The 26,032-nt window shown below is 40.5% G+C and carries 22 protein-coding genes; 11 read left to right on the forward strand and 11 right to left on the reverse strand.

Going from position 1 to position 26,032, the window contains the following annotated elements:
• Positions 1 to 439 precede the first annotated feature (439 nt).
• The gene (gene gltB, locus CWB72_RS08625; RefSeq protein WP_138630627.1) at positions 440 to 4,897 is read left to right on the forward strand and encodes a glutamate synthase large subunit; all 4,458 of its coding nucleotides are present in this window, start codon (positions 440 to 442) and stop codon (positions 4,895 to 4,897) included.
• 10 nt (positions 4,898 to 4,907) lie between these two features.
• Complete coding sequence (locus CWB72_RS08630) at positions 4,908 to 6,323, forward strand: FAD-dependent oxidoreductase (RefSeq protein ID WP_138630629.1); 1,416 nt, start codon at positions 4,908 to 4,910, stop codon at positions 6,321 to 6,323.
• A 253-nt stretch (positions 6,324 to 6,576) separates the two neighbouring features.
• Here CWB72_RS08630 and CWB72_RS08635 read toward each other — a convergent pair whose 3' ends face one another.
• Complete coding sequence (locus CWB72_RS08635) at positions 6,577 to 7,377, reverse strand: DUF2989 domain-containing protein (protein ID WP_138630631.1); 801 nt, start codon at positions 7,375 to 7,377, stop codon at positions 6,577 to 6,579.
• 141 nt (positions 7,378 to 7,518) lie between these two features.
• Here CWB72_RS08635 and CWB72_RS08640 point away from each other — a divergent pair, with 141 nt between their 5' ends.
• From CWB72_RS08640 to CWB72_RS08665, 6 genes are all read left to right on the forward strand, one after another.
• Entirely contained in the window at positions 7,519 to 8,964 is a 1,446-nt protein-coding gene (locus tag CWB72_RS08640; RefSeq protein ID WP_138630633.1) for a glyceraldehyde-3-phosphate dehydrogenase, read from the forward strand.
• Positions 8,965 to 9,143: 179 nt separating this feature from the next.
• Positions 9,144 to 10,271, forward strand: a complete 1,128-nt coding sequence (locus CWB72_RS08645) for a M14 family metallopeptidase (RefSeq protein ID WP_138630635.1) — start codon at positions 9,144 to 9,146, stop codon at positions 10,269 to 10,271.
• Between the two features lie 71 nt (positions 10,272 to 10,342).
• Positions 10,343 to 12,076 carry an alanine/glycine:cation symporter family protein gene (locus tag CWB72_RS08650; protein WP_436409851.1) on the forward strand — a complete coding sequence of 578 codons (1,734 nt, stop codon included), beginning with the start codon at positions 10,343 to 10,345 and terminating at the stop codon, positions 12,074 to 12,076.
• Positions 12,077 to 12,170: 94 nt separating this feature from the next.
• Entirely contained in the window at positions 12,171 to 12,497 is a 327-nt protein-coding gene (locus CWB72_RS08655; RefSeq protein WP_130256410.1) for a hypothetical protein, read from the forward strand.
• Position 12,498: 1 nt separating this feature from the next.
• Positions 12,499 to 12,780, forward strand: a complete 282-nt coding sequence (locus CWB72_RS08660; protein WP_058030038.1) for a YeaC family protein — start codon at positions 12,499 to 12,501, stop codon at positions 12,778 to 12,780.
• On the forward strand, positions 12,770 to 15,439 hold the full coding sequence (locus tag CWB72_RS08665; protein WP_138630637.1) for a DUF349 domain-containing protein: 2,670 nt from the start codon (positions 12,770 to 12,772) through the stop codon (positions 15,437 to 15,439). Before CWB72_RS08660 ends, CWB72_RS08665 begins: the two co-directional genes overlap by 11 nt.
• A 102-nt stretch (positions 15,440 to 15,541) precedes the next feature.
• Here the strand turns inward: CWB72_RS08665 and CWB72_RS08670 are convergent, their stop codons facing one another.
• Entirely contained in the window at positions 15,542 to 16,438 is an 897-nt protein-coding gene (locus CWB72_RS08670; RefSeq protein ID WP_138630639.1) for a TIGR01777 family oxidoreductase, read from the reverse strand.
• Positions 16,439 to 16,548: 110 nt separating this feature from the next.
• On the opposite strand from CWB72_RS08670, the gene CWB72_RS08675 reads away from it, so the two are divergent.
• Positions 16,549 to 17,589 (forward strand): AI-2E family transporter, encoded by a 1,041-nt coding sequence (locus CWB72_RS08675; protein ID WP_138630641.1) that lies wholly within the window; start codon positions 16,549 to 16,551, stop codon positions 17,587 to 17,589.
• Here the strand turns inward: CWB72_RS08675 and CWB72_RS08680 are convergent.
• From CWB72_RS08680 to CWB72_RS08700, 5 genes are all read right to left on the reverse strand, one after another.
• Complete coding sequence (locus CWB72_RS08680; RefSeq protein ID WP_138630643.1) at positions 17,586 to 17,993, reverse strand: hypothetical protein; 408 nt, start codon at positions 17,991 to 17,993, stop codon at positions 17,586 to 17,588. The genes CWB72_RS08675 and CWB72_RS08680 overlap by 4 nt on opposite strands.
• On the reverse strand, positions 17,986 to 19,317 hold the full coding sequence (locus CWB72_RS08685) for an ATP-binding protein (RefSeq protein WP_138630645.1): 1,332 nt from the start codon (positions 19,315 to 19,317) through the stop codon (positions 17,986 to 17,988). Before CWB72_RS08685 ends, CWB72_RS08680 begins: the two co-directional genes overlap by 8 nt.
• Positions 19,311 to 19,985, reverse strand: a complete 675-nt coding sequence (locus CWB72_RS08690) for a response regulator transcription factor (protein ID WP_138630647.1) — start codon at positions 19,983 to 19,985, stop codon at positions 19,311 to 19,313. The genes CWB72_RS08685 and CWB72_RS08690 overlap by 7 nt, the downstream gene beginning before the upstream one ends.
• A gap of 2 nt (positions 19,986 to 19,987) precedes the next feature.
• Positions 19,988 to 20,236, reverse strand: a complete 249-nt coding sequence (locus CWB72_RS08695) for a PepSY domain-containing protein (protein WP_130256403.1) — start codon at positions 20,234 to 20,236, stop codon at positions 19,988 to 19,990.
• Positions 20,237 to 20,315: 79 nt separating this feature from the next.
• Positions 20,316 to 20,615, reverse strand: coding sequence for a YciI family protein (locus CWB72_RS08700; RefSeq protein ID WP_138568757.1), 300 nt, complete (start codon positions 20,613 to 20,615; stop codon positions 20,316 to 20,318).
• A 177-nt stretch (positions 20,616 to 20,792) separates the two neighbouring features.
• Between CWB72_RS08700 and CWB72_RS08705 the strand changes: the two genes are divergently transcribed.
• The gene (locus CWB72_RS08705) at positions 20,793 to 22,217 is read left to right on the forward strand and encodes a sodium-dependent transporter (RefSeq protein ID WP_138630649.1); all 1,425 of its coding nucleotides are present in this window, start codon (positions 20,793 to 20,795) and stop codon (positions 22,215 to 22,217) included.
• 64 nt (positions 22,218 to 22,281) lie between these two features.
• On the opposite strand, the gene CWB72_RS08710 is transcribed toward CWB72_RS08705, so the two are convergent.
• Both CWB72_RS08710 and CWB72_RS08715 read right to left on the reverse strand, forming a co-directional pair.
• Positions 22,282 to 22,932 carry a CPBP family intramembrane glutamic endopeptidase gene (locus tag CWB72_RS08710; protein WP_130256400.1) on the reverse strand — a complete coding sequence of 217 codons (651 nt, stop codon included), beginning with the start codon at positions 22,930 to 22,932 and terminating at the stop codon, positions 22,282 to 22,284.
• Positions 22,933 to 23,017: 85 nt separating this feature from the next.
• The gene (locus tag CWB72_RS08715) at positions 23,018 to 23,614 is read right to left on the reverse strand and encodes an inner membrane-spanning protein YciB (protein ID WP_138630651.1); all 597 of its coding nucleotides are present in this window, start codon (positions 23,612 to 23,614) and stop codon (positions 23,018 to 23,020) included.
• Positions 23,615 to 23,739: 125 nt separating this feature from the next.
• On the opposite strand from CWB72_RS08715, the gene CWB72_RS08720 reads away from it, so the two are divergent.
• Positions 23,740 to 24,015, forward strand: coding sequence for an HU family DNA-binding protein (locus tag CWB72_RS08720; RefSeq protein ID WP_138484568.1), 276 nt, complete (start codon positions 23,740 to 23,742; stop codon positions 24,013 to 24,015).
• A 21-nt stretch (positions 24,016 to 24,036) separates the two neighbouring features.
• Here CWB72_RS08720 and trpA read toward each other — a convergent pair whose 3' ends face one another.
• Together trpA and trpB are read right to left on the reverse strand one after the other, a co-directional pair.
• A complete protein-coding gene (trpA, locus tag CWB72_RS08725) occupies positions 24,037 to 24,843 on the reverse strand; it encodes a tryptophan synthase subunit alpha (RefSeq protein WP_138630653.1) in 807 nt (268 codons plus the stop codon).
• Positions 24,843 to 26,027, reverse strand: a complete 1,185-nt coding sequence (gene trpB, locus CWB72_RS08730) for a tryptophan synthase subunit beta (RefSeq protein WP_138630655.1) — start codon at positions 26,025 to 26,027, stop codon at positions 24,843 to 24,845. The genes trpA and trpB overlap by 1 nt, the downstream gene beginning before the upstream one ends.
• Positions 26,028 to 26,032: the final 5 nt, after the last annotated feature.

Genomic DNA, 26,032 nt, shown 5'->3' on the forward strand with positions numbered 1-26,032 from the left:
ATTTAGCCTGTAGTAACAATTTTCATAAGTATGATTCTTTAATTGATTAGCGATAAAAAGCCCGATTAGATTTAGTTTCACCAGCAAATATTTACCTCTTTATAAACATCTATTAATACTGCTTATTGTGAATATTTATTCTGTTAATTTTCAGTTTACGTAAACGTAAAGGTGGTGATTTAAGTGACTTAACACAACCTTTATTAAATATCCTTTAAAATGTCACCGGTGTCATTTGTTTTTTGTTTGTCATAATTTAACATATTTGATGTTTTTTACTTCTATTGGTGAATTTGTCAGACCAATGAGAAATATTCAAGTTAATGAATATCTATTCATAATTTTGTTGACTCTATTTTAAAACAAAGCTAGTTTTGAATATCTGTCGGAACAATCGTCTTGTTCATTTCCGACCATAGATGTAGCAGGGGAGGGGTGCATGCTATATGACTCTAAGTTAGAAAAAGATAATTGTGGTTTTGGTTTAATTGCTCAGATAAACGGGCAAGCAAGTCATAAACTGATCCGCAATGCAATTACAGGGTTAGACCGAATGCAACACCGTGGTGGTATTGCATCAGATGGTAAAACAGGTGATGGTTGTGGTTTATTACTGCAAAAACCTGACAGCTTCTTTCGAGCCATTGCCTCTGAAAACGGTTGGCACTTAGGTAAAAATTACGCTGTCGGTATGTTGTTCTTGAATACTGACGAAACGCTTGCATCTCAAGCCCGTAAAGTGATTAACGAAGAATTAGAAAAAGAAACGTTAACACTCGTTGGCTGGCGAGTCGTGCCTACTGAACCAGGCATGCTAGGGCCTATTGCCTTAAAGCAACTACCTAAATTTGAGCAGGTGTTTGTATCAGCACCTGAAGGCTGGCGTCCAAAAGATCTAGAACGTCGTCTATATATTGCAAGGCGTCGAATTGAGAAGCGCTTAATTGAAGACGACCAGTTTTATATCTCAAGCCTTTCAGGTTTGGTAACGGTTTACAAAGGCTTAATGATGCCAGTGGACCTTCCAAACTTTTATCTGGATTTAGCAGATATGCGCATGAAAAGTGCTATCTGTGTTTTCCACCAACGTTTTTCGACGAATACACAGCCGCGTTGGCCGTTAGCTCAGCCATTTAGATATTTGGCACACAATGGTGAGATAAATACCATTGCTGGTAACCGTCAGTGGGCGAGAGCGCGTGCTTACAAGTTTTCTTCACCATTATTGCCTGATTTACAAACGGCCGCGCCATTCGTGAATGAAGAAGGTTCAGATTCATCAAGCTTAGATAACATTCTTGAATTATTCCTTGCCGGTGGTATGGATATTTTCCGTGCTATGCGTATGCTTGTGCCGCCAGCATGGCAAAAAAACCGAGCTATGGACGATGATTTACGCGCCTTTTACGATTTTAACTCTATGCATATGGAACCCTGGGATGGCCCAGCAGGTATCGTTATGTCAGATGGTCGATTTGCGGCATGTAACCTTGATAGAAATGGTTTACGCCCAGCGCGCTATGTGATCACCCAAGATGGGTTTATCACGCTTGCATCTGAAGTCGGTATTTGGGATTACACAGCCGATGAGGTGGTTGAAAAAGGCCGTGTTGGTCCAGGGGAGTTACTGGTTATCGATACCCTTCATGGCAAGATTTGGCAGTCTGATGAAATCGATCAAGACTTAAAATCACGTCATCCTTACAAAACTTGGCTTGAGCAAAACGTAAAACGTCTTACGCCTTTCGAAGATTTGTCAGAAGAGGATGCGGGTGTACGCGATTTTGATGATGAATTATTGCTGACTTATCAAAAGCTATTCGGATACAGCAATGAAGAATTAGACAATGTCATTCGAGTAATGGGACAAAACGGGCAAGAGGCAACTGGCTCAATGGGTGACGACACTCCATTTGCTGTTTTATCTGAAGGACATCGCTCTTTTTACGATTACTTCCGTCAAAAATTCGCGCAAGTGACTAACCCACCGATCGACCCACTTCGTGAAAATCATGTAATGTCATTGGCGACCTGTATCGGCCGTGAGCAAAACGTATTCAATGAAACAACAGGGCATGCTAAGCGTCTTCAGTTTGCCTCACCAGTGCTTACATTCTCTGATATGCAGCAGTTAGTGAATGCCGATGACGAACATTACTGTGCCTGTAAAATTCAGCTTAACTATGACAAAACTGAGTCTTTAAAATCAGCGCTAGAGCGAGTCTGTGACGAGGCTGAACAAAAAGCACGTTCTGGGTGTGTCATGCTGGTTTTGAGTGACAGAAATATCAGCAAAGATATGTTGCCAATTCCTGCGTCTATGGCTGTGGGCGCAGTACAACAGCGTTTGGTAAATACGAATTTACGTTGCGATGCCAACATCATAGTTGAAACAGGCAGTGCAAGAGATCCGCATCAGTTTGCCGTGTTACTAGGGTTTGGTGCGACGGCGATCTATCCATATTTGACATACGAAACACTCGTTGCCATGTGTGACAGTAAAGTGATTGATAAAACCTACCGCGAGGTGACGCTTGCTTATCGTAATGCCATCAATAAGGGTCTATTCAAGATCATGTCTAAGATGGGGATCAGTACGGTCGCGTCATATCGTTGTTCTATGCTATTTGAAGCCGTGGGCCTATCAGATGACATTGTTGAAATGTGTTTTAAAGGCGTGGCTAACCGTATTAAGGGTGCAGATTTTGAAGATTTTGCTTATGAACAAGCGCAGCTTCATAAGCTCGCCTTCAGTAAGCGTAAGCTGTTGTCACATGGCGGCTTATTAAAATTTGTTCACGGTGGCGAGTATCATGCTTATAACCCTGATGTGGTACAAACACTTCAAGTAGCGGTTAAATCTGGTGAATATCAAGATTATCTAAAATACGCGGATCTTGTGAATAATCGTCCAGTGACAAACATTCGAGACCTATTGGCGCTTAAGTCAGACGTATCACCTGTCAGCCTTGATGATGTAGAGCCTGCAACAGAACTTTATAAGCGTTTTGACTCAGCAGCCATGAGTATCGGTGCATTATCACCAGAAGCTCATGAAGCGCTGGCAATTGCCATGAACCGCTTGGGTGGGTGTTCGAATTCTGGTGAGGGCGGTGAAGATAAGCTGCGCTTTGGAACAGAGAAAAACTCTCGTATTAAACAAGTTGCATCGGGCCGTTTCGGCGTTACTCCACATTATTTAAGAAATGCCGATGTTATTCAGATCAAAGTTGCTCAGGGTGCAAAACCTGGTGAAGGTGGTCAACTACCGGGTGAAAAAGTAACGCCTTACATTGCTAAATTGCGCTACTCGGTGCCGGGTGTGACGCTAATTTCGCCACCACCACATCATGATATTTATTCAATTGAGGATTTAGCCCAGCTTATTTTCGATTTGAAGCAAGTTAATCCAGAGGCGATGATCTCGGTTAAGTTAGTATCTGAGCCTGGCGTTGGCACAATCGCAACGGGTGTTGCCAAAGCGTATGCTGATTTAATCACGATTGCGGGTTATGACGGCGGTACAGGGGCAAGCCCACTGACATCGGTTAAATATGCCGGAAGCCCATGGGAGTTGGGCCTTGCTGAAACTCAACAAGCCTTGGTTGAAAATGGCCTTCGTCATCGTATTCGCCTGCAAACAGATGGCGGCCTAAAAACAGGTTTAGATATCATCAAAGCAGCTATTTTAGGTGCCGAAAGCTTTGGTTTTGGTACTGGCCCTATGGTCGCGCTTGGCTGTAAATATCTACGTATTTGTCACTTAAATAACTGTGCAACAGGCGTTGCTACTCAAGACGATACACTTCGTCAGAAGCACTATCATGGTTTACCTGAGATGGCGATGAACTACTTCAAGTTTATTGCTCAAGAAGCCCGTGAAATCATGGCGCAATTAGGCGTAACTCGTTTAGTCGATTTAATTGGCCGCACCGATTTACTAGAAATGATCGAAGGCAAGACGAGCAAGCAAAGCAAGCTAGATTTATCAGACCTGTTAGCCAAGCCTAACAACCCAACTAATGAGACTTTGTATTGTTCAGCAGCGAATACCTCTCATTATAAGGGTGATCTAAATGAACTACTGCTATCAAAAGCACAAGCTGCAATTGAGAGCAAATCAGGTATTTCATTGGTGAATCGTATTAGTAACACCGATCGTTCGGTAGGCGCGATGCTATCTGGTTACATTGCCAACTTACATGGCAACCAAGGCATGGCAGCAGACCCGGTGGCTATTGAACTTCACGGCACAGCAGGTCAGTCGTTTGGTGTATGGAATGCAGGTGGCCTTGAAATGACTTTAGTCGGTGACGCTAACGATTATGTCGGTAAAGGCATGGCTGGCGGTAAGCTAGTAATTCGTCCGCCAGTTGGTTCAAGCTTTGAGTCACATCAGGCAAGTATCGTAGGTAATACCTGTTTATACGGTGCGACTGGCGGTAAGTTGTTCGCAGCAGGTAAAGCGGGTGAGCGATTTGGGGTTCGAAACTCAGGTGTGACGTCTGTAGTTGAAGGCTTAGGTGACAACGGCTGTGAATATATGACGGGCGGCGTTGTCTGCGTTCTTGGTAATGTAGGTATCAACTTCGGTGCAGGCATGACAGGTGGATTTGCCTATGTGTTAGATGAAAAAGCAGACTTCGAAAAGCGTATCAATCCAGAGTTGGTTGAAATTATTGAGCTGTCAGAGCTTAATGCACATCAAGAGCACTTACGTGGTTTGATTGCTGAGCATTTAGAGCTTACAGGCTCTGCTAGAGCAGAACAGATCCTAGCTGAATTTGAGTTGTATTTACCTAAATTCAAACTAGTTAAACCAATTTCAAGTGATGTAAAGAGCCTATTAGGTCATCGTGCTCGCAGTAGCGCTGAATTAAGAGTACAGGCGCAGTAAGGGGAAGAGTATGAGCGAAAATGTTTACCAATTTATCGATGTGCAACGTGTTGATCCAAGAAAAAAACCAATTTCAGCACGTAAGCAATCATTTGTAGAAATTTACGAGCCATTTTCACAAAATCAAGTGAATTCTCAGTCTGATCGTTGTTTGGACTGTGGTAATCCATATTGTGAATGGAAGTGTCCGGTTCATAACTATATTCCACAGTGGTTAAAGTTGATCCGTAATGGTCGTATTTTAGAGGCCGCTGAGCTCTCACATCGCACCAACAGCTTGCCTGAGGTATGTGGTCGAGTGTGTCCACAAGACCGTTTGTGCGAGGGGGCATGTACGCTCAATGAAGAGTTTGGTGCTGTAACAATCGGTAATATCGAAAAATACATCACAGATACAGCCTTTGCTCAAGGCTGGAAGCCGGACATGTCGTATGTAGTTTGGACTGACAAGAAAGTCGCCATTATTGGCGCGGGTCCTGCAGGTTTAGGCTGTGCAGATATTCTAGTACGCAATGGGGTTAAACCGGTTGTTTTCGACCGTAACCCAGAAATTGGTGGTCTACTGACGTTTGGTATTCCATCTTTCAAGCTTGAAAAATCAGTGATGGAAAATCGACGTGAAATTTTCACTGAGATGGGCGTTGAGTTTAAGTTAAATACAGAAGTTGGCAAAGATATCAGTCTTGATGAAATCATTGCTGAATATGATGCAGTATTCATCGGCGTGGGCACATATCAAAGTATGCGCGGTAACCTTGAGAACGAAGATGCTGAGGGCGTATATGACGCGTTACCATTCTTGATTGGTAATACAAACCGAGTGATGGGGTACGATGAAGCTCAACAACCTTATATCAGCATGGCGAATCAAAAGGTTGTGGTGTTAGGTGGTGGTGATACAGCGATGGACTGTGTACGAACATCTATCCGTCAAAACGCAGCGCATGTTACCTGTGCGTATCGCCGTGACGAATCAAATATGCCAGGCTCAGTTCGTGAAGTAAAAAATGCCAGAGAAGAAGGCGTAAACTTTAAGTTTAATGTTCAGCCAAAAGGCATTGAATTAAATGCCGAAGGCAAAGTTGTTGGTGTAAAGATGGTCGAAACCCGTTTAGGCGAACCCGATGCGGCAGGTCGTCAACGTGCAGAAGAAGTGCCTAGCACAGAGCATGTGCTTGATGCTGATGCGGTGATCATGGCGTTTGGTTTTAAACCACACAATCTTGATTGGCTAGCACAATACGATGTTGAAATTAACCGTTGGGGTGGCATTGTTGCGCCTGAGCAGGGCGCCTACACGCACCAAACAAGTAACCCTAAGATCTTTGCAGGTGGCGACGCAGTTCGAGGTTCAGACTTGGTTGTAACAGCTATTTTTGAGGGCCGTAATGCTGCTGAAGGAATTTTAGATTATTTAGAAGTTTAAATAACAAGGCAATAAAAAATGATTTAAATAGGTCGTAATGTAAGTTGTGGCCTTTTTTATGAATAAAGCATTTGTTTCATACAAAACAGCTTCGCACTACTGCAATATTAAGGCATTAAAGAGATAGTTTCATAATGTACTATATGTAACTAATACAGATTTCTTTATATATTTAATTAATGTACTTTCAGTAAATAAAAACGCCACGAATCGTTAAATTAGTAGCGCTAAAAAGTTTTAAGCTAAACGAGTATTAAAACTCTCTTGGAGACACAAAGGTCCCGTTTTGAATTTCTTCAAATGTTTGCACAGCTAGATTATCTAAGGGAGAGAGTGAGCGACCTCGGCTTGTAATTTCATGGGTTACAGGAAGTATGTCTATATCTTCAAACCCTGACATTTGTGCTACTTTTGCAAACGTATACGCATGCTTAAATTTCTTCTGTTTAAAAAAAATACTGACCAAACTGCTATAAACTTCAAGCTTAGGTTGTTGACCAGCTTCGTTTAACTCTAAAACACGGTAAAGTAAGTCTACTGTCTTTTCATCATCAAATTTAGCGTAGTAGGTTGCCAAGAAAAACTGTATTTCAGCATCATTTTTAACATTATCTTGGTCCTGCATGTTTAGCAGCTTGTTCATTGCAAAGCGGCTGTTGTTTCTTGACCAATGATAATAAAGTAAACCAGGGTGGTTGGTTTGCTTTGTATCTTGAAAAATACGATTCATTTCTTTGAGGCTTGTTAAATGACCTTCAACGCGTGAAGTGGTTTTTTCTTTTAACTTTATATGTTCTATTTTTGCTGCAAGGGATACACACGAATTATAAGACTCTAATTTTTTTAATAAATCGTACTTATTATCGTCAGTTGGTGTTTTATATTCGTGGTAGCGAGCAAAAATTAAATCAGCACGCAAGTCTTTACAGTGACTATCTTTATTCAAGTCTTCACAAAATCCCGGAGTTTCTTCGCATACCTTACTTAAAGTTAAAGGTTGCTCACAGCCTACAAGTGTAAAAATACTTAGTATGAGCAGCGTCCTGAATGCCATCTTGCTTCCTCTTTTTTCTTTTTCAAATAGTTTAGCCTAATGAATTAGACAGTAACAGTGGAGAATCATAGCAGTTTAAATTAGAATAGCAGTGCCCCAGAGGGCTATCCGTTCAAAAAATTGTTTAATTAGGCAGAAAAAATGACCTTATCTCACGAGCAAGAATATCAAAATAGCTGGCAAGAACGCCAAGATTATGCTGAAAACATGCAACCAATCATTGGTCGTTTGTACCGTAACAGGGGGGTTGAAATCTCTGTTTATGGTCGTCCACTTGTAAATACAAGCACAATCGACGTGATCAAAGCTCACAAGACTGTGGCACGTTTCGAAGAAAGCAAACTACGCTTACGTGAAAGTTTCCCATTCCTAGAAGCTATTAGCAAAATGGATTTAGCACCTGCGCGTATCGACCTAGGCAAACTAGCTTATGGTTATGTTCACAAAAATGCAGGCGAAGGTCGTTCAATTGAAGAATACCTAAATGCTGAATTAGTTGACATCGTTAACAAAGGTGAAAATCAAGAGCCTCGCGATGTTGTTCTATACGGTTTTGGCCGTATCGGTCGTTTATTGGCACGTCTACTTATCGAGCGTGGTGGCTCTCACACTGATCTACGCTTACGTGCTATCGTTGTTCGTGGTGGCCGTGACGGTGACCTTGAAAAGCGTGCAAGCCTTTTACGTCGTGATTCAATCCATGGTCCTTTCAATGGTTCAATCACAGTTGATAACGAGCGTAATGCAATCAAAGCTAACGGTAACTACATCCAAGTTATCTATGCGAACTCTCCAGATGAAATCGATTACAATGAATACGGTATCAACAATGCACTTATCGTTGATAACACAGGTATCTGGAAAGACAGAGATGGCTTAGGCCTTCATCTTAAGTCAAATGGCGCTGCTAAAGTACTTCTTACTGCTCCTGCAAAAGGCGATATCAAAAACGTAGTTTATGGTGTTAACAATAGAGACATTCTTTCTGAAGATTCAATCGTTTCAGCTGCGAGCTGTACAACGAATGCAATCACACCAACACTTAAAGCACTTAATGACAAGTACGGCATTCAGAATGGTCACGTTGAAACAGTTCACTCTTACACTAACGACCAGAACCTGATCGATAACTACCACAAAGCAGAGCGTCGTGGTCGTGCAGCAGCACTGAACATGGTTATCACTTCAACAGGTGCGGCTAAAGCTGTTTCTAAAGCACTACCTGAACTTGAAGGTAAGTTAACTGGTAATGCTATCCGTGTTCCTACGCCAAACGTTTCAATGGCAATTCTTAACCTAAACCTTGAAAAAGAGACAACGGTTGAAGAGTTAAACGAGTACTTACGTGAAACATCACTTTATTCTGACCTTCGTGATCAAATTGATTACACAGCGTCAACTGAAATCGTTTCTACTGACCTAGTAGGTAGCCGTTACGCAGGTGTTGTTGATTCTCAAGCAACAATTGTTGATGGTAACCGTGTTGTACTATACGTATGGTACGATAACGAGTTTGGTTACAGCTGTCAGGTTATTCGTGTTATGCACGATATGGCTGAGGTTGAATACCCAAGCTTACCTCGCTAATAGCGAAAAGTAATAAAAAGCCAGCTTTTGCTGGCTTTTTTAGTTTTTGAACTTAAATCAGTGTGATACTCTTTACAAACTATTTTTACAAGTGAATTACACTTCCTAAACGATAAAGACAAAAATTTCATTTTTGTCTGAGACTTTTGCGTCGTTAATTTATAAAAAGAAGGTTACGGATGAAAATCACCAGTAATTTTGACAGTGGTAATATCAAGGTGCTTGCGAGCAACGAGCCACTCGATATTCAACTAGCTATCAACAATGATAATGAATCTGAATTTTTTCAGTGGTTTCATTTTCGTTTAGAAAGTACTCCTTTTTTACAGCATAAAATGCAAATTGGTGGTCTAGAAAAATCAGCTTACCCAGAAGGGTGGGATGACTATCAAGCAGTGGCATCATATGATCGCCAAACTTGGTTCCGTGTTCCTACATCATACGAAAACGGTACCCTTACTATTGATTTCGAACCTGAGCAGAGTCATACCTACTTTGCTTATTTCGCCCCTTATAGTTATGAGCGTCATTTAGACTTACTATACTGGGCGCAAAGCCATGATGCATGTGAAATTGAAACACTTGGCGAAACGCTAGATGGTCGTGACATTAGTTTGCTTACAATTGGTGAACCTGAAGAAGGTAAAAAGAAAATTTGGATAACTGCCCGTCAGCACCCTGGCGAGACAATGGCAGAGTGGTTTGTAGAAGGCTTACTTCATAAGCTTCTAGATGACGAAGACCCGCATGCAGCAGCGTTACTTTCAAAAGCTGTTTTCTATATTGTTCCAAATATGAACCCTGATGGCAGTGTTCGTGGTCACCTTCGTACAAACGCAGTGGGTGTTAACCTTAACCGCGAGTGGGCTGAACCAAGCCTTGAAAAATCACCAGAGGTTTTCCATGTGTTAAATAAGATGCATGATACAGGCCTAGATATGTATTTAGATATTCATGGTGACGAAGCACTGCCTTATAACTTTGTTGCTGGTAGTGAAGGTATCCCAAGTTATGACGCACGTTTAGAATCATTAGAAAACGATTTTAAAGCAGCACTTCTTACTATCACACCTGAGTTTCAAGATGAGTTTGGCTATCCAAAAGACGCGCCAGGTGAAGCTAACTTAACAGTTGCATCTTGTGCCGTAGGTGAGGCGTTTAAAGCGCTGGCTTACACGATTGAAATGCCGTTTAAAGATAATGCGAATCTACCAGACCCATATTACGGTTGGTCTGACAGACGTTCATATCAATTTGGTCAAGATACATTAGCTGCAATTGTTTCAGTTGTAGATAAATTAAGATAATAATCAACAGTAAAATCAAAAGGTAGTACTTAGGTACTGCCTTTTATGTATAAAAACAATGAGGATGAGTTGTGGACACATTTGGACAGTTTCTAGATAATCTAGATGGCATGTTGGGGGGAGCAGCTTGGTTCCCATATGTATTACTTGGTGTGGGTTTATTCTTCACCATTTATCTTAAATTCCCACAGATCAGATATTTCAAACACGCTTGTAAGGTTGTAACCGGTAAGTTTGATAAAAAAAGCCACGAAGGTGATACAACGCATTTCCAAGCACTTGCTACTGCGCTTTCAGGCACCGTTGGTACGGGTAACATAGGTGGTGTGGCACTGGCAATTTCAATTGGTGGTCCCGCGGCACTATTTTGGATGTGGATGACCGCATTCTTCGGTATGACCACTAAATTTGTAGAGGTTACCTTATCTCACAAATATCGTGTTAAAACAGATGATGGCACGATGGCTGGTGGTCCAATGTACTACATGGATCGTCGTTTGAATATGAAGTGGTTAGCAGTCTTGTTTGCCGTCGCCACTGTAATTAGTTCTTTTGGTACAGGTAGCTTGCCGCAAATCAATAATATCGCTCAGGGTATGGAATCAACCTTTGGCTTCGAGCCTTGGCATACGGGCGGTGTGTTATCTATCTTGCTTGCTCTTGTTATTTTGGGTGGCATTAAGCGCATTGCTGCAATCACTTCTCGCGTTGTACCACTAATGGCAGCCGTTTATATCATTGGTGCATTAGCAGTTATCTTCTACAACATTGAAAATATTGCACCATCTTTTGCAGCTGTATTCACTAATGCTTTCTCGGGCTCTGCTGCAGCGGGTGGCTTCTTAGGGGCATCATTTGCTTACGCTTTCAACCGTGGTGTAAACCGTGGTTTATTCTCTAACGAAGCAGGGCAAGGTTCTGCACCAATTGCACACGCATCAGCTAAAGCGGACGAGCCAGTATCTGAAGGTATGGTGTCAATTCTTGAACCTTTCATCGATACTATCATCATCTGTACTTTAACAGGTTTAGTTATTCTTTCTTCCGGTGTATGGACTGAAAAGTTTGAAACACAATTTGAACGTTCATCAATGGTCATTGTAAAAGGTCAGTACTCTGAAGATAAGGAAGAAAACCGCCAATCTCTATATAAGTATTTAAATGGCCATAAAGACCATGGCGTAGAGCTTTATAATGGCGAACTTCATTCAATACAGGGGAAAGCGGTAGAGAAGGATTTTACTATTATACATTCTCGCTCAATTGCTGAAAATGTGCGCTTCGGTTTAACTGAAAAACACGTTTACACGGGCACTATTGAGATTAAAGATGGTATGCCAGTCGATACAGATATTATGGTTACAGGTAAATCATTAGTCCACTCTGCTGAGCTTACAACTAAAGCGTTTAGCCGAGGCTTCTTTGGTGAAAATGGTAAATATATCGTATCAATAGGCTTGTTATTATTTGCTTTCTCGACAGCAATTGCGTGGTCTTATTATGGCGATCGTGCGATGATTTATCTACTTGGTAGCAAATCAGTGATGCCTTACCGTGTATTTTATGTCGCAGGCTTCTTCTGGGCATCATTTGCAGACACGACTTTAGTTTGGAAACTAGCGGCAGTTGCAATCGTTGTGATGACATTGCCTAACTTATTCGGTATTTTCTTACTTCGCAAAGAAATGAAAGAATCTGTTGTTGATTATTGGGATAAATTCAATAAAGAGCACCCTGAAGAAACTAATAAGAATTCTGAGAATGATCAAAATCAAAACTTTAAGCAACAAGTAGAAGAAAAATAATCATCATGTAGTTTCTAATTATAAGACTTTTTGTATAAAAACGAGTAAAATGGCGTCTTCTGAGACGCCTTTTTTGTATCAACAGGAGTCATATATGGCAATAGTTTCTTGTCCAAGTTGTAACGAGTCTATTTCAAGTAAAAACAAGGTTTGTCCACACTGTGACCTTCAGCTCGGAGAAGTCAGCGATGAGCAATTAGCTCGCATTGCTGCACGTAAAAGAGTTAAAAAACAACAGATGTTTATGAACCACTCTTTTCTAGCATTGATCCTTTTCCTCGGTGGTTTCTTATATCTTTATTCACGCCAACCAGCACCTGATTCAATTGAAATGTGGTTAACCAGAGGCGCCATCGCTATAGGTTGTTTTTGGTATTTAGTAAACAGAATTATTTTAGTGTATTTAAAAAAGAAAAAGTGACATGAACATAGACAGCTTAGTAAATAATTTAACACCCGAATTATTTGAGCGTTTGCAGTATGGGGCCTCAACAGGTAAGTGGCCTGATGGCACTCCTCTGACAGAAGCTCAAAAAGAGCAAACAGTACAACTCGTTATGCTTTATCAGGCGAAAGTAGCCAAGACTAATGAACAATTCACCATCAACGCAGAAGGGGAAATGGTTCAGAAGTCCAAAAGAGAACTACAACAAGAATTTAAAAAAGAAAATGAGATAGCTAGGTTCAGTGAAAATGATCTTTAAACACCTATTTACACCAAAATGGAAACACCCAAAAACTGAAGTAAGACTTCAGGCACTTAAAAAGCTAGAGCAAGACAAGGATGCCGATGTTTTAAAGACGATGGCATTAGAAGATAACTCGACTGAAATCAGACAAAAAGCCTTAAATAAATTAAATAGTTTGAGTCTTTGGTGGCAAGCTTATAAACAAGACCAAGCGCTTAAAGACCTAGCAGAACAACATATCAGCAGCGCAGTATTAAACGGTAAAAGTGAACTTGATAGTACTATTCGCCAAGAATATGTAGATCGATACGCATCGAAAAGAGTGCTAGAAAAATTAGCTTTCTCTGAATCAAGCCTAGAAGTTCGCGTAAAATTATTAAAACGCCTTGCTCAGCCTAAACTGATAGAGCAGAGCTTTAAGCAAGACGATGAACAACTGCAGTTGCTGCTTTTACCTTTGGTCGAGCAATACGGGTTACAAAAGCAGTTATTAAAATCAGCGAAAGGTGATGCAAAAGCGGCACTTGAGCAAGCCCTTGAGCAACAAAAACTGGCAAAAGAAAAACCAGCTGAAATACTTGCGCAAGTCAAAATGATCTTGGCAAAGCTCAACGCATTGAGAGATAAGCACGATTACAAAGCAGTAAACAGCCAATTCGGAATTTTAACTGAGCAGTGGGAAGGTCTAGAGCTGTCTTGGTTAGATGAGGAAGCGGTTAAAGAAAATCAACAAAAATACAGGGCAATAGAAACGCGTATTTCTTCACATTTGACTGCTTTGAAAACGGAGTTTGAAGCAGCAGAAAAAGCTGAGCAAGTGAAGCGAGAGAAAGAGGCGTTCCTGACAGAAGTTGAGTCACAATTGAATCTAGCTGAACAAACGTTAGCTAATGCACTAGAACGATTAGATGTCTCAAAACAGACGGAGTTAGAGACTCAGCTTACTCAGGTACGAAGTAAAATAACATCTAGTGCGTACGGTTCTGAGCTTGTTAAGCATTTAGACTCACTTGCAGACTTTGAAAGTCAATTAAAGCAATTACCTGAACTGGTTGTTGCAAACCAAGCTGCCCAAATTGCACTTGACGCACTTGCGAATGTCACGCCATCAACAGAGTTGAGTGAGCTTGATGACACTTTAAATTTGCAAAAATCGGCTTACAACAATGTGAAAAGCATTATTGAACAGTTACCAAACACATTAAAAAAACCAGCAAAAGCAAAGCTCAGTGCGCTAAGCAAGCAATTTAAATCAGCCATGGCTGAACAACTTGATGCGCAACAAAATGAACTTAAACAAGCTAGACGTAAAGCCAAAGATGTCCAACGACTGCTTGAGCAAGGCCGAAGTAAAGTAGCATTTGGCGTGTTTAAAGGATTCAACGAGCACTTCGAGCGTTTAACTGCAGCAAACCAAGCACAGCTTGAACCGCTTCGAGAGCAAATTGCTGCGCAGTTAGATGATATTCGTGATTGGCAAAAGTATGCGTCAGCACCAAAACGTGTAGAGCTTTTAGCTGCGTTAGATGAGCATATTGAAAGCTGTGATTTAGCGCCTAAGCAACGTGCTGAGTTAGTTAAAAAGTTGCGTTCACAATGGCATGAATTAGGCCGAGTTGATACTGACGAAGAGAAGCAACAAGCGAAGCAATTCGATGAAAAACTTGAGCTGCTATTTGCACCTTGTCGTGCATTCTTTGCTGAGCAAGAGCAACAACGTGAAAAAGCAAAACAAGCACGTGAAGCTTTGATTAAACAAATGTCAGAACTCGCCGCAACAGACACATCAGTAGAAGGGTTTAACAGGCGTGAATATGAAAGCCAGTTTAATAAGCTAAATAAACAGTGGCGTGCAGCAGGCAGTGTTGACAGTGACGTATATAAATCACTGAATAATGCATTCAAAACCCAAGCCAAACTGATTGGTGATGCGATCCGTTCACAACATGAACACAATGCTCAGTTAAAGCAAGGTCTAGTTGATAAAGCGGCTGAGCAAATTGTTGCTGAGGATTTAGCACAAGCGTGCGACGTATTGAAATCGTTACAAAAGCAGTGGCAAACAATCGGTTTTGCAGGTAACAAGAAAGAAAACCAGTTATGGCAAGCTTTCAGAGAGCATAACGATGCCGTATTTGCCAAGCGCAGTGCGGAATTTGAATCTCAAAAAGCAGAAAAAGATGCATTAAACTCTGAGCAGCAGCAAAAATTTGATGAGATTAAGTCACAGTTGCCTGAAAACGGCAGCGAGGCTGAAATCAAAAAGTTGATTTCTCTATTATCCGAAATTGACTTTCTGCCAACAGTCAAAAAGCAAGCTCAAAAGTTCATTTCTGAATTACAACAGAGGTTAGTTGAGCTTGAGCAGCTTGCCAATACTGCTAGATTCGATGCATTAAAAGTGGCACTTGAAAATGGTGCTTCGGTCCCTGCTGAGTTTATTAGTAAGATCGATGTGAATTTGTCTAGTGAGCAGTTGATTTTACGACTTGAAATCTTATCTGAAAAAATGAACGATGAGAGCTCAAGCCCAGAGCGTATGACAGAACAAGTTGCTATGTTAGATGATAAATTGCAAGGTCAAAACGTAGATTTTGATTATTATTTATCTGCATACTTATCAAACACGCCTAATACTGAATTACAGTCAGAAAGATTGCTTAAACTTCTTTAGCACTAAGTAATTTCTATAAAAAAAAACCACGCAACAGCGTGGTTTTTCGTTTTTATATACTTTCAAAATCATCTCTAGAAAAAACGAGGTCACAGATTGAGGTCAATTCAAAACCTCATTCAGAGCAGTATCAAGTGTTTTAAACTTGAATTTAAAACCTTGCTGTTCGAGCTTTTCAGGGATGACATTTTGGCCATAAATTAATAAGTCGGACATTTCACCAAAGAGCAGTTTCAAAACAAATTCTGGCATAGGAAACAAAGCTGGGCGTTTTAAGTTTTTTGCGAGTATTTGAGTAAAATTAGTATTACTAACAGGCTCAGGGGCTGTCAGGTTAAACGCACCATGGGCATTCGGCTCATTAAGTAAGAATACGATGGCGTTGGTCATGTCATCGATATGGATCCAAGACATCATTTGTTTGCCTGATGCCATTTTGCCACCCAATCCTAACTTAAAAGGGGGGAGCATTTTATCCAAAGCACCACCTTGTTTACTCAACACAATACCTGTTCTCAGTAGGCAGACTCTCACAACAGGTGATTGTGCCTGTAGTGCGAGTTCTTCCCATTGTTTACAGAGTTGATGGCTAAATTCAGGGTAGGTTGAAGAGTATGACTCTGCGACAACATTCTCTGCAGGTTGACGACCATAAAATCCAATAGCACTTCCAGAAATAAACACTTTAGGCGGATCGTCACTGGCATTTATTTTAGTGACGATCTGCTCGGTGATACCTAAACGGCTTTGAAAAATTCTTTGCTTTTGTTGAGCGCTCCATCGTTTGTCTGCAATGGGCTCTCCAGCAAGATTAATAACTGCATCTAAATCATCAAAGTTTGAATCTTCAAGGTCATCTATAAAATTGATTGAATTTGGTAATGTGCATTTAGCTTTGTTTATGTTTCTAGTTAAAGCTATTAGTTCGTGCTTGTCAGCGAGCATTTTACAAAGTGCGGAGCCAATTAACCCCGTTGCACCTGTTATCAGTATTTTCATCCTACAACCTTAGCGCTTATATATAGTTTTGATACGTTAAAAATCATTGATGGATCAATTAAGTATTGTTGAAGTAGAATAAATGTAAACTTGTTTTCGAAGGAATTTATGTGTCGTCTCTTCAAGGTTTAAGTAAAAGCTTGGTGATTATCGCATCACTGTTTATCATTTTGGCCGGCCTTAAACTGGCCACGGATATCATTGTACCATTTATATTGGCTGCATTTATCGCAATCATATGTAATCCGTTATTACGATTCTTTGCCCGTTACAAAGTGCCTAAAGGCATTGCGATCTTACTCATCATGTTAATGATAGTTGCTGTTGGCTCTAGTTTAGCTGGCCTCGTAGGTCAATCTCTGAATGATTTCTCGCAACAATTGCCACAATACAGAGAAGAACTTCAAGGTCGATTTGTTTGGTTGGTTGATACTGCCGCACAATATAATATTTTAATCGACAAACAACAGCTGATTGCTTTGTTTGATCCCGGTAAAATGATCGATATGGCCACCAATATGCTGACTGGCTTTGGTGCGGCTATGGCCAATATCTTTTTAATTATCTTAACTGTGGTGTTTATGTTATTCGAAGCGCCGATGATCAATAAGAAAGTACATTTGGCGTTAGACGATCCTGAAATGCGACAAAAACAAATTGACAAGTTTCTTGAATCTATTAATTCTTATTTGGCTATTAAAACACTAGTTTCTTTAGCAACAGGCTTTTGTGCAGCCTTGTTACTTTGGGTATTAGATGTCGATTACTTCGTATTATGGGGCGTAGTGGCGTTTTTATTAAACTATATCCCTAATATCGGCTCTATTATTGCTGCAGTGCCTGCAGTTTTAATTGCACTTATTACCCAAGGCCCTCTAGTGAGTGGTTTTGTAGCACTCGGTTATGTCGCAATAAACACCATTATGGGCAATGTTATAGAGCCAAAATATATGGGGAAGGGATTAGGATTATCTACTTTAGTCGTATTCCTGTCTTTAATCTTCTGGGGCTGGTTGTTTGGTACAGTTGGTATGTTGCTATCAGTACCATTAACTATGGTGGTGAAAATTGCCTTAGAAAATAGTGAAGAAGGGCAGTGGTTGGCTACTATGCTCGGCAGTGGTGAAGAAACAGAATCAAAGCTCAGTTAATATCTGAGCTTTAAGTCTTCAATGTGACGTTGGTATAAACGAATTTTACATTCTTTGTATGCGATAGCTGCTTTAGTTGAGTTAGGCATTTTGTGTAAGTAGCGCCAGCGGCAGGAATCTTCTATATAGTTATCTTTATGCTTCAAGCTTCTGCGAATAATGGGTAGAAGCTGAGTGTTACCTGTATCCTCTTCTAACTCTTCCATATCCATGACAATTTTATTGATCCAAATAGTACGCTCTCGTTCTAATGTTTCAATATTTGTATCGAGGCACTTAATAAAATACCGAGCTTCTGCAGGTGAGTTACTTGTTATTGGCGCACACTCTCGTAATTCATAAGCGCTAGCACTCAGTGAAGCAATAGGAAAAAGTATGCAAAGCGGTTTTATCAAATTAATCATATTTAAACTCTATGATAAATTGTGCTCCACCTATCAGAGCAGAATCTATATTAATAGTTCCTTGGTAATCATTAATGAGGTCGGCGACAATTGCGAGTCCAACACCATGTCCACTTTCATAAGTATCAAGGCGAGCTCCACGCTGTAATAATTTTTTGCGATCACTAGGCTCAATTCCTGGACCGTCATCATTAATTTCAAAAATAAGCCTTTTATTGATATAAGTAACTTTTACTTGAACTGAAGCTTGGCAAGCTTTGCAGGCGTTATCAATTAAGTTACCTAAAATTTCCATTAAATCGGTTTTATCTCCCAGAAAGTTAAGCGACTCATCACAATCTGACTCAAATTCAATCGCCTTTTGATGATATACCTTTTTCATTGCATTTAAAATTGATTCGAGTACTGGCGCCACAGCTGTTTTCTTTTTCCAAGTATCAGTGCCACCAGTCGCAGCTCGTTTAAGCTGGTGTTCAATCATGCTATTAATTCTGTCTAATTGTTCTTGGGCATCATTATCATCAGCCATGGGGCTTGATTTTAAAATGGCAAGAGGCGTTTTGAGAGCATGCGCAAGATCGCTCAATGAAGCCCTATAGCGTTCTTTTTGCCGGCGTTGAGACTCTAGTAATAAGTTTAAGTCTTGGGTAATTGCTTGTAACTCAACAGGGTAACCAAAACTTAACCGTTCTTTCTTGCCAGACTCAATTGCTTTTATTTCTTTATCTAGGCGTTGTAATGGCCTCATATTCCAGATAAAGCCTAAACTCATTAAAAGCGTCATGATAGCTCCTAGAATGAGCATCCAAGTTATTAGTGTATCGGTAAACTCTGAAAGTACATTGGTAAGCGCTTTGTCATCACGTAGTAAAATAAATACAGCCTGTTGAGATTGCTCTGCATTGCCTAGTATGACAGTCAAGCTTAGTTGCCAGTAAGCATCGCCTTGATAAAAAACTTGTTTAAATTCTGAAGCGCCAGTCTCAGAGTCAATTGTATTTGGATTAAACTCGAGTGAAACAGCTGACTCTGAATACCAAACAAGGTCGTTATTTTGATAAATGAGTGCAAATGTATCAGAATCAATGCGGTTAAGTTCGGGTGCTAAAATAGTATTGGGCATTTGTACTGTTTCATCAATAAACTCTACCTCAGAGATTAATGAATAGAGATGCGCTTCTAAGTTATTTTCAGTGGCATCAACAAGCGAAGAATAATAAGCACTACTTACTGAAAAGAATAGCACTGGAAGGGCAATAATAAGCACAAAGACAAGGACGAAGCCTTGTCTTATTTTAAGCGGAACTTGGGTTGCGTTTACCACTGATTTCTGAACCTATAACCTCTACCCCTAAGGGTTTCAACAGGGTTTAAATTACCTTCAGGGTCAAGTTTCTTACGTAATCTTAAAACAAAGACCTCAATAACGTTTGAATCTAGGTCAAAGTCTTGATCATAAATATGCTCGGTTAGTTCAGACTTTGAAATGACTTTTTGTGGGTTTACCATTAAGTATTCAAGCACTTTGTATTCATAAGCAGTTAGGCTAAGCTCTTTATCATTAACCCATACTTGCTGAGAGCGAGTGTGAATTTTGACAGGGCCAATATTTATTTCTGGGTTGGCTTGTCCTGCACTTCTGCGAATTAGCGCGTTACAGCGGGCGACGAGTTCTTCTTGATGAAATGGCTTAGTGAGGTAGTCATCAGCACCAGCATCTAAACCTTCTACTTTATCTTGCCAACGTTCTCTAGCGGTTAGTATCAAGATAGGTATGGTCACGCCAGCTTTACGCGCACGTTTTATCAGCTCAATACCATCTAATTTAGGTAAACCTAAATCGACCACTGCAAGGTCTAATGGGTATTCTTGTAAATGGAATAAACCTGATTCGCCATCATGACATAGGTCGATGCTATATTTTTCTTTTTCTAGAGCAAAACGTAAGTTTTCGGCTAATTGAATGTCATCTTCAATCACTAAAATTCGCATAATTAATCCTTCTTCACTTTGCCTGTTTGTTTATCTACTTTGAGGTCAACAATGCGTCCGTCCTTTTGCAAGATCCTTACGACAAAATAGGTGTTTTCTTCTGATACTTTTAACGTTTTTCCTGCATATTCTGCAAGGGCCAGCGTAATAGCTTGTTTTTTGTCGATATTGGTTTTGTTACTGGCAATGACTGTCGCTGATACCAGTGACAAACTTAAACCAACAATTAAACCAATTAATGTTAGACGCATTTTGAGCTCCAGTTACAGGGCTGCTTAACAATTGTGTTCAGAATATTAGTTAACGAATTAACCAAAGCTGAACTTGCTGTTAAGGCAAAACCTTTTTATACGGTTTAACAACACTGTGAGCATATACGCCAGCAGCAATATATGGATCTGCATCAGCCCACTGCTGAGCAGCTTCAAGAGAATCAAACTCAGCAATGACAAGAGAGCCGGTAAAGCCAGCTGAACCTGGATCTTCACTATCAATCGCAGGAAGTGGGCCTGCTGCAAATAAACGGTTTTGTTCTTTTAAAGCCACGAGTCTTTCTAAATGCGCAGGGCGAGTCGCTAAACGTTTTTCTAAAGAGTTCTCTACATCAGTAGAGTAGATCATATACAACATAAAATTCACTTTTATCAGGTCTGTATGAAATTGCATGCAATGGTAAGCTTTCTATACGCCCTTTGTAAATGGCAATACTATGAGACACAGTGTTTAACGTTAAAAACTTGATAACAGTATCCTATGACGGTAGAGTCGGGCGGAAGTAAAAAACAATAACAACAGGATGACGTTTTAATGAGTGCGAACAGAGAGCATTTTAGTTCAAAACTAGGCTTTATTTTAGCTGCTGCAGGCTCTGCTGTAGGTATAGGTAACTTAGTTGGTTTCCCCGTCTCTGCAACAAAAAATGGTGGTGGAGCCTTTCTTTTAGTTTATGCATTATTTGTGGCTTTTATCTGTTTGCCTGTGATGATGGCTGAAATGGCTATGGGCCGAAAAGCTCAGAAAGACCCATACGGTGCATATAAGTCTCTATCTGGTAATGACAAAAAGTGGTCTTTTGCGGGTGGCCTTGCAGTACTAACCCCTTTTATGATTGCCGTTTTTTATATGGTGATTACAGTTTGGATATTTGGTTATCTTGCGCAAACTGCATTAGGTAACTTGGATATGCTGGCTAACCCAGACCATTTTGGTCAGTTCATTAATCAAAACACGGTTTTTGCTTACATGGTTGTAGTTGCAATCATTGTGAACTTAATTCTAGTGGGTGGTGTTAAAGAAGGCATTGAAAAAGCAGCAAAGTTTCTAATGCCCGCACTGTTTGTACTACTAATTGGTCTTGTGGCGTATGTACTTACGCTAGATAACGCCATGGCTGGTGTTGAGTATTACATTGTTCCAGACTTTTCAAAGATGGATGCCAGTGTTCTAAATGGCGCCTTGTCTCAAGCATTTTTCTCATTATCTTTAGGTATGGGTATCTTAATGACTTATGCGTCTTATATCTCTAAAAAAGACGACATTGTAGGTGGCGCAAAAATGGTCGCCATTACTGACTCGCTAGTGGCATTTATTGCTGGCCTTATGGTTCTGCCTGCTATCTTCAGTTTTAATCCAGCGACGAATCCAGAAGAGCTATCAGATTCATCGGTTTCAATGATTTTCGTGTATCTGCCTAAAATTCTTTTAGCACTGCAAACTGATATTGGTTATACCGGTGCCTCAATTGTGGCATTTGTCTTCTTTTTATTGGTATTTTTTGCAGCAATTACCTCTCTAGTATCTATTGTTGAAGTACCAACAGCAGCATTGATTGAAGAAAAAGGCGTAAGTCGTAAGGTCGCATTATTAATTTTAGCAGGTGCCACAGGTCTACTGACAGTGCTGTGTACGATGTCATTTGGTATGGTTGATTGGCTGACTAAATTTGTTAGCTATGGTGGTGCTGATAAAAGTATGTTCGATATCGTATACGATGTTTTTTACGACACAATTTTACCGCTGAATGGTTTAATGGTTTGTTTATTTGTTACTTATCGCTGGAAGAAAGCCAAACTATCTGAAGAATTGTCCCAAGGTTGTGACAGTTATTCAGGTAGTTTTATGGAAAAATATGTGAATTTCTCACTGTCGACTTTTATACCTGTGATCTTGCTACTTATCTTTGTAAATACTGTCGCCACTAAGTTTTTTGCAGTAAGCCTATTTGGCTTTTAACTCGTATAAAATTAAAATTAAAATTAAAACTAAAAATGGCCGATTATTCGGCCTTTTTTAGTTTCTAGCTGGTGGTTATTCGTATCCCAGAATCTAAATAGCTGCCAACCCCTATGGTAAACATCCATAAACCCCACAAACTATGCTCTAGTACACACACCATCAATGAGCGACTGTGCGCATAGGTGTAAGAAAATAACAACCCGCCGGCGAATGAAAGCGCAATTGCAACCCAGTTATCGTAAACACAATGGGCGAGGGCAAAACTGAGTGCACTTAAAAAGATGCGCACGTTTTTACTTGGCAGAATATGCTTGTAACGATGGAAGAAATAGCTTCTAAAAATGAGTTCCTGAGGCAACACGGATAGCAGTGGATAAGCAATTAATAAGATTAACCATTGGGTAGTTTCATTCTTTGGCATAGCAAACCAAAGCGTTTGATTGGCCAAGCCGAATAACATGGCACTGAACAATGCGCCAATGAAGAAGCCAGTAAAAAGTCGATGTTTGACTTGTGAAAATTGGCCCAAAGAAGTTAAGCGAAAGCGCTTAAAATGTGGATCAGTAAGCAGCAGAAAGGTGCATACAATCATTAAAATCAGTAAAGCAGGGAATAACCAACTGGACAAATAATCTTTAAATAAATAAGTAAACAGCGGTAAGCAGAAAAATACGCCACAGAGCTCAAACCAACGATATTGCGAAGCAGTCAAAGGCAAACCCGATTCTTAAATATAATTAAAAAAGTATAGTTTGCCCCTAGACTAAAAAAGCGACAGTTTTATTAAATTTGCGGGGTTATTTTTTGTTTTCTTGTTCTTGAAACCCATCGGGTAAGTATTCAAAAATCCGAAAAACAGTGAGCAATACGGCAATAAATGTGACGATTGCGAGACCGAAGACTTTGAAATTAACCCAAAAGTCGAGCGAGAAGTTATAGGCGACATAAAGGTTTAAGATTGCAATACTGATTAAGAATACAAACCAAAGCGTATTGAGCTTTTCATATACTGATTTTGGTACATCCACCTTTAACTCTTTTTCACCTTGTTTCTCGGCTGCGGTCTTTAACATGCTGAGTAGTGCCGTTTTCACGAGGTTTTTATTAAATATAAATCGAGAAATGACCAAGGCAGCCGCTAATAGGCCATATATAGCCGTCGTTTTCCACATAATGTACTGTTCATCTTGGAATATGATTGTCATACCGCCAAGGAATAAAGCAATCACACAGAAGACCCAAGTTTTGGTAGAGATTTTACCCTTAGTGAAATATTGATATGCAATTTGCAGTAATGATATACCGACCAATACAGCAGTCGCCCAGAATATATCGACCATTTTGTAGACTAAGAAAAATAGGATAAGGGGTAAGTATTCAAATAATGCGGTCATAGGTACCTCTCTTAAATTACTTCCTACAACAAAGTATTAACAATATTCTGGTAAGACTGCAAGTTGACATTCACAAAAAATATTTTTAGGCTCTGCCACCCTCTAGCAGTAATAAACCAGTATATATGAACAAGTCAGAATTAGTATCGGCCATGGCGGCACACAGCGAGTTAACGAAAAAGGATTCTCAGGCAGCTTTGAATAGTATTTTGGCGGTCATAAAGAAACGCTTATCTGAGGGCGATCAGGTGCCTATCTCTGGTTTTGGTACGTTTGCATTGAGTTATCATCCAGCAAAAATGGGCAGAAATCCGCAAACGGGTGAAGAGATCATGATTGAAGGGGCAAACAAGGTACAATTTAAAGTTGCTAAGGCGCTGAAAGACGCCTTAGCAAACTAAGCTTCAAGTAGGACTGAGTAACTATTTTTGAGTTGCAGCTTTCATCGTCGCAACAAAGCTTTGTAACGAGTCTAGCATTGCGCTTGGCTCGTTCAGGTTTTGCTCGATAATTTTAACTACAGCAGAGCCTGAGATTGCACCTGCAGCACCCGAGTTCAGTGCCGCTTTTACATCGTCAGGCGTTGAAATACCAAAGCCTAACAGTGCAGGCGCTGCATGATATTCTTTTAATTTAGAAATCATAGAGTCAGCTGGCATTTGCGCTTTTGTTTCTGTGCCGGTTACTCCAGCACGTGAAAGCAAGTAGGTGTAACCGCGGCCGTAGCTTGCACAAGTTCGAACTGTATCATCATCAGCGTTTGGTGTTGCTATGAAGATAGGCTCAATGTCTGCAGCTTTTGCAGCGTTTCTAAACATTTTAGATTCATGAAGCGGTACATCAGCCACTAAAATTGAATCTACGCCAACTTCTTTTGCTTCACGATAAAAAGTATCGATACCACGCGCAAAAATAAGGTTTGAATACAGCAATAGACCAATCGGAATATCTTGATTGTATTCGCGAACTTGTTTAATGATATCAAAGCAGTCTTGGGTATTAATATTTTGCTCTAGGGCGCGAATGTTCGCAGCTTGAATCACTGGGCCGTCTGCAATTGGATCTGAAAATGGAATACCTAGCTCTAACGCGTCGGCACCACCGTCAATCAAGCTTTTAATGATCTCGAAGCTCAGCTCTTTGTTTGGATCGCCAATAGTTACGAACGGGACAAACGCCCCCTGATTGTTTTCTGCAAGGGCAGCAAAAGATTGTGCATAACGGCTCATTATAGCGCTCCTTGTTCTGCTAGTACTTGGTGAACGTGTGCTAAGTCTTTATCACCGCGACCACTTAAGTTCACAACTAAAATTGTCTCTTCAGTTTGCTCTTCAGCATATTTTAATGCGTATGCAAGGGCATGACTTGATTCAAGCGCAGGAATAATGCCTTCATGCTTAGCCAGTGCTTGGAAACCATCAAGTGCTTCTTTATCAGAAATACCTACATATTGTGCGCGTCCCGTTTCATGTAAAAATGCATGCTGAGGGCCAACGGCTGGGTAATCAAGGCCAGCAGAAACAGAGTAAGACTCTTCAATTTGACCATCATGGTTTTGCATAATATACGTATAGGCACCATGCAAAATACCTTTAGTCCCCTTACAAAGTGCAGCACCATGCTCTTCAGTATCAAGTCCTTTACCCGCAGGCTCAACACCAATTAGCTTCACACTCTCATCACCAATAAAATCACTGAACATACCAATAGCATTTGAACCACCACCGACACAGGCAATGACAGCATCAGGTAAACGGCCTTCAGTGTCTAACACTTGCTGTTTAGCTTCTTCACCAATCATTTTCTGGAATTCACGTACGATAGTCGGAAATGGATGCGGGCCAGCAGCCGTACCTAAAAGGTAGTGGGCTGTTTTATAGTTTGCAGACCAGTCACGCATGGCTTCATTTACAGCATCCTTTAAAGTACCAGAGCCTGCAGTTACAGGGATCACTTCGGCACCCATTAAACGCATTCTGAATACATTTGGCTGTTGACGCTCAACGTCTTTTGCACCCATGTAAACACGGCATTTCAAGCCAAGTAGGGCACAGGCAAGCGCTGTTGCCACACCATGCTGACCTGCACCAGTTTCGGCTATTACTTCTTTTTTACCCATGCGCTTAGTAAGCAATGCTTGGCCAAGTACTTGGTTTGTTTTATGTGCACCACCGTGGAGTAAATCTTCACGTTTTAAATACAGTTTTACTTTTGGATTTGTAACTAAATTACGTGTAAGCGTTAGTGGCGTTGGACGGCCCGCGTATTCGTTTAATAGTTTTGTAAACTCAGCCTGAAATTCAGGATCTTTTTGTGATTTATTAAATTCACCTTCAAGCTGCTTTAGTGCAGGGACGAGTAGTTCGGGTACAAACATGCCACCGAAATCGCCAAAATATGCTGCGTTATTCATTTCCA

Source organism: Pseudoalteromonas phenolica (assembly GCF_005886345.1).
In the GTDB taxonomy this organism is placed as follows: domain Bacteria; phylum Pseudomonadota; class Gammaproteobacteria; order Enterobacterales; family Alteromonadaceae; genus Pseudoalteromonas; species Pseudoalteromonas phenolica_A.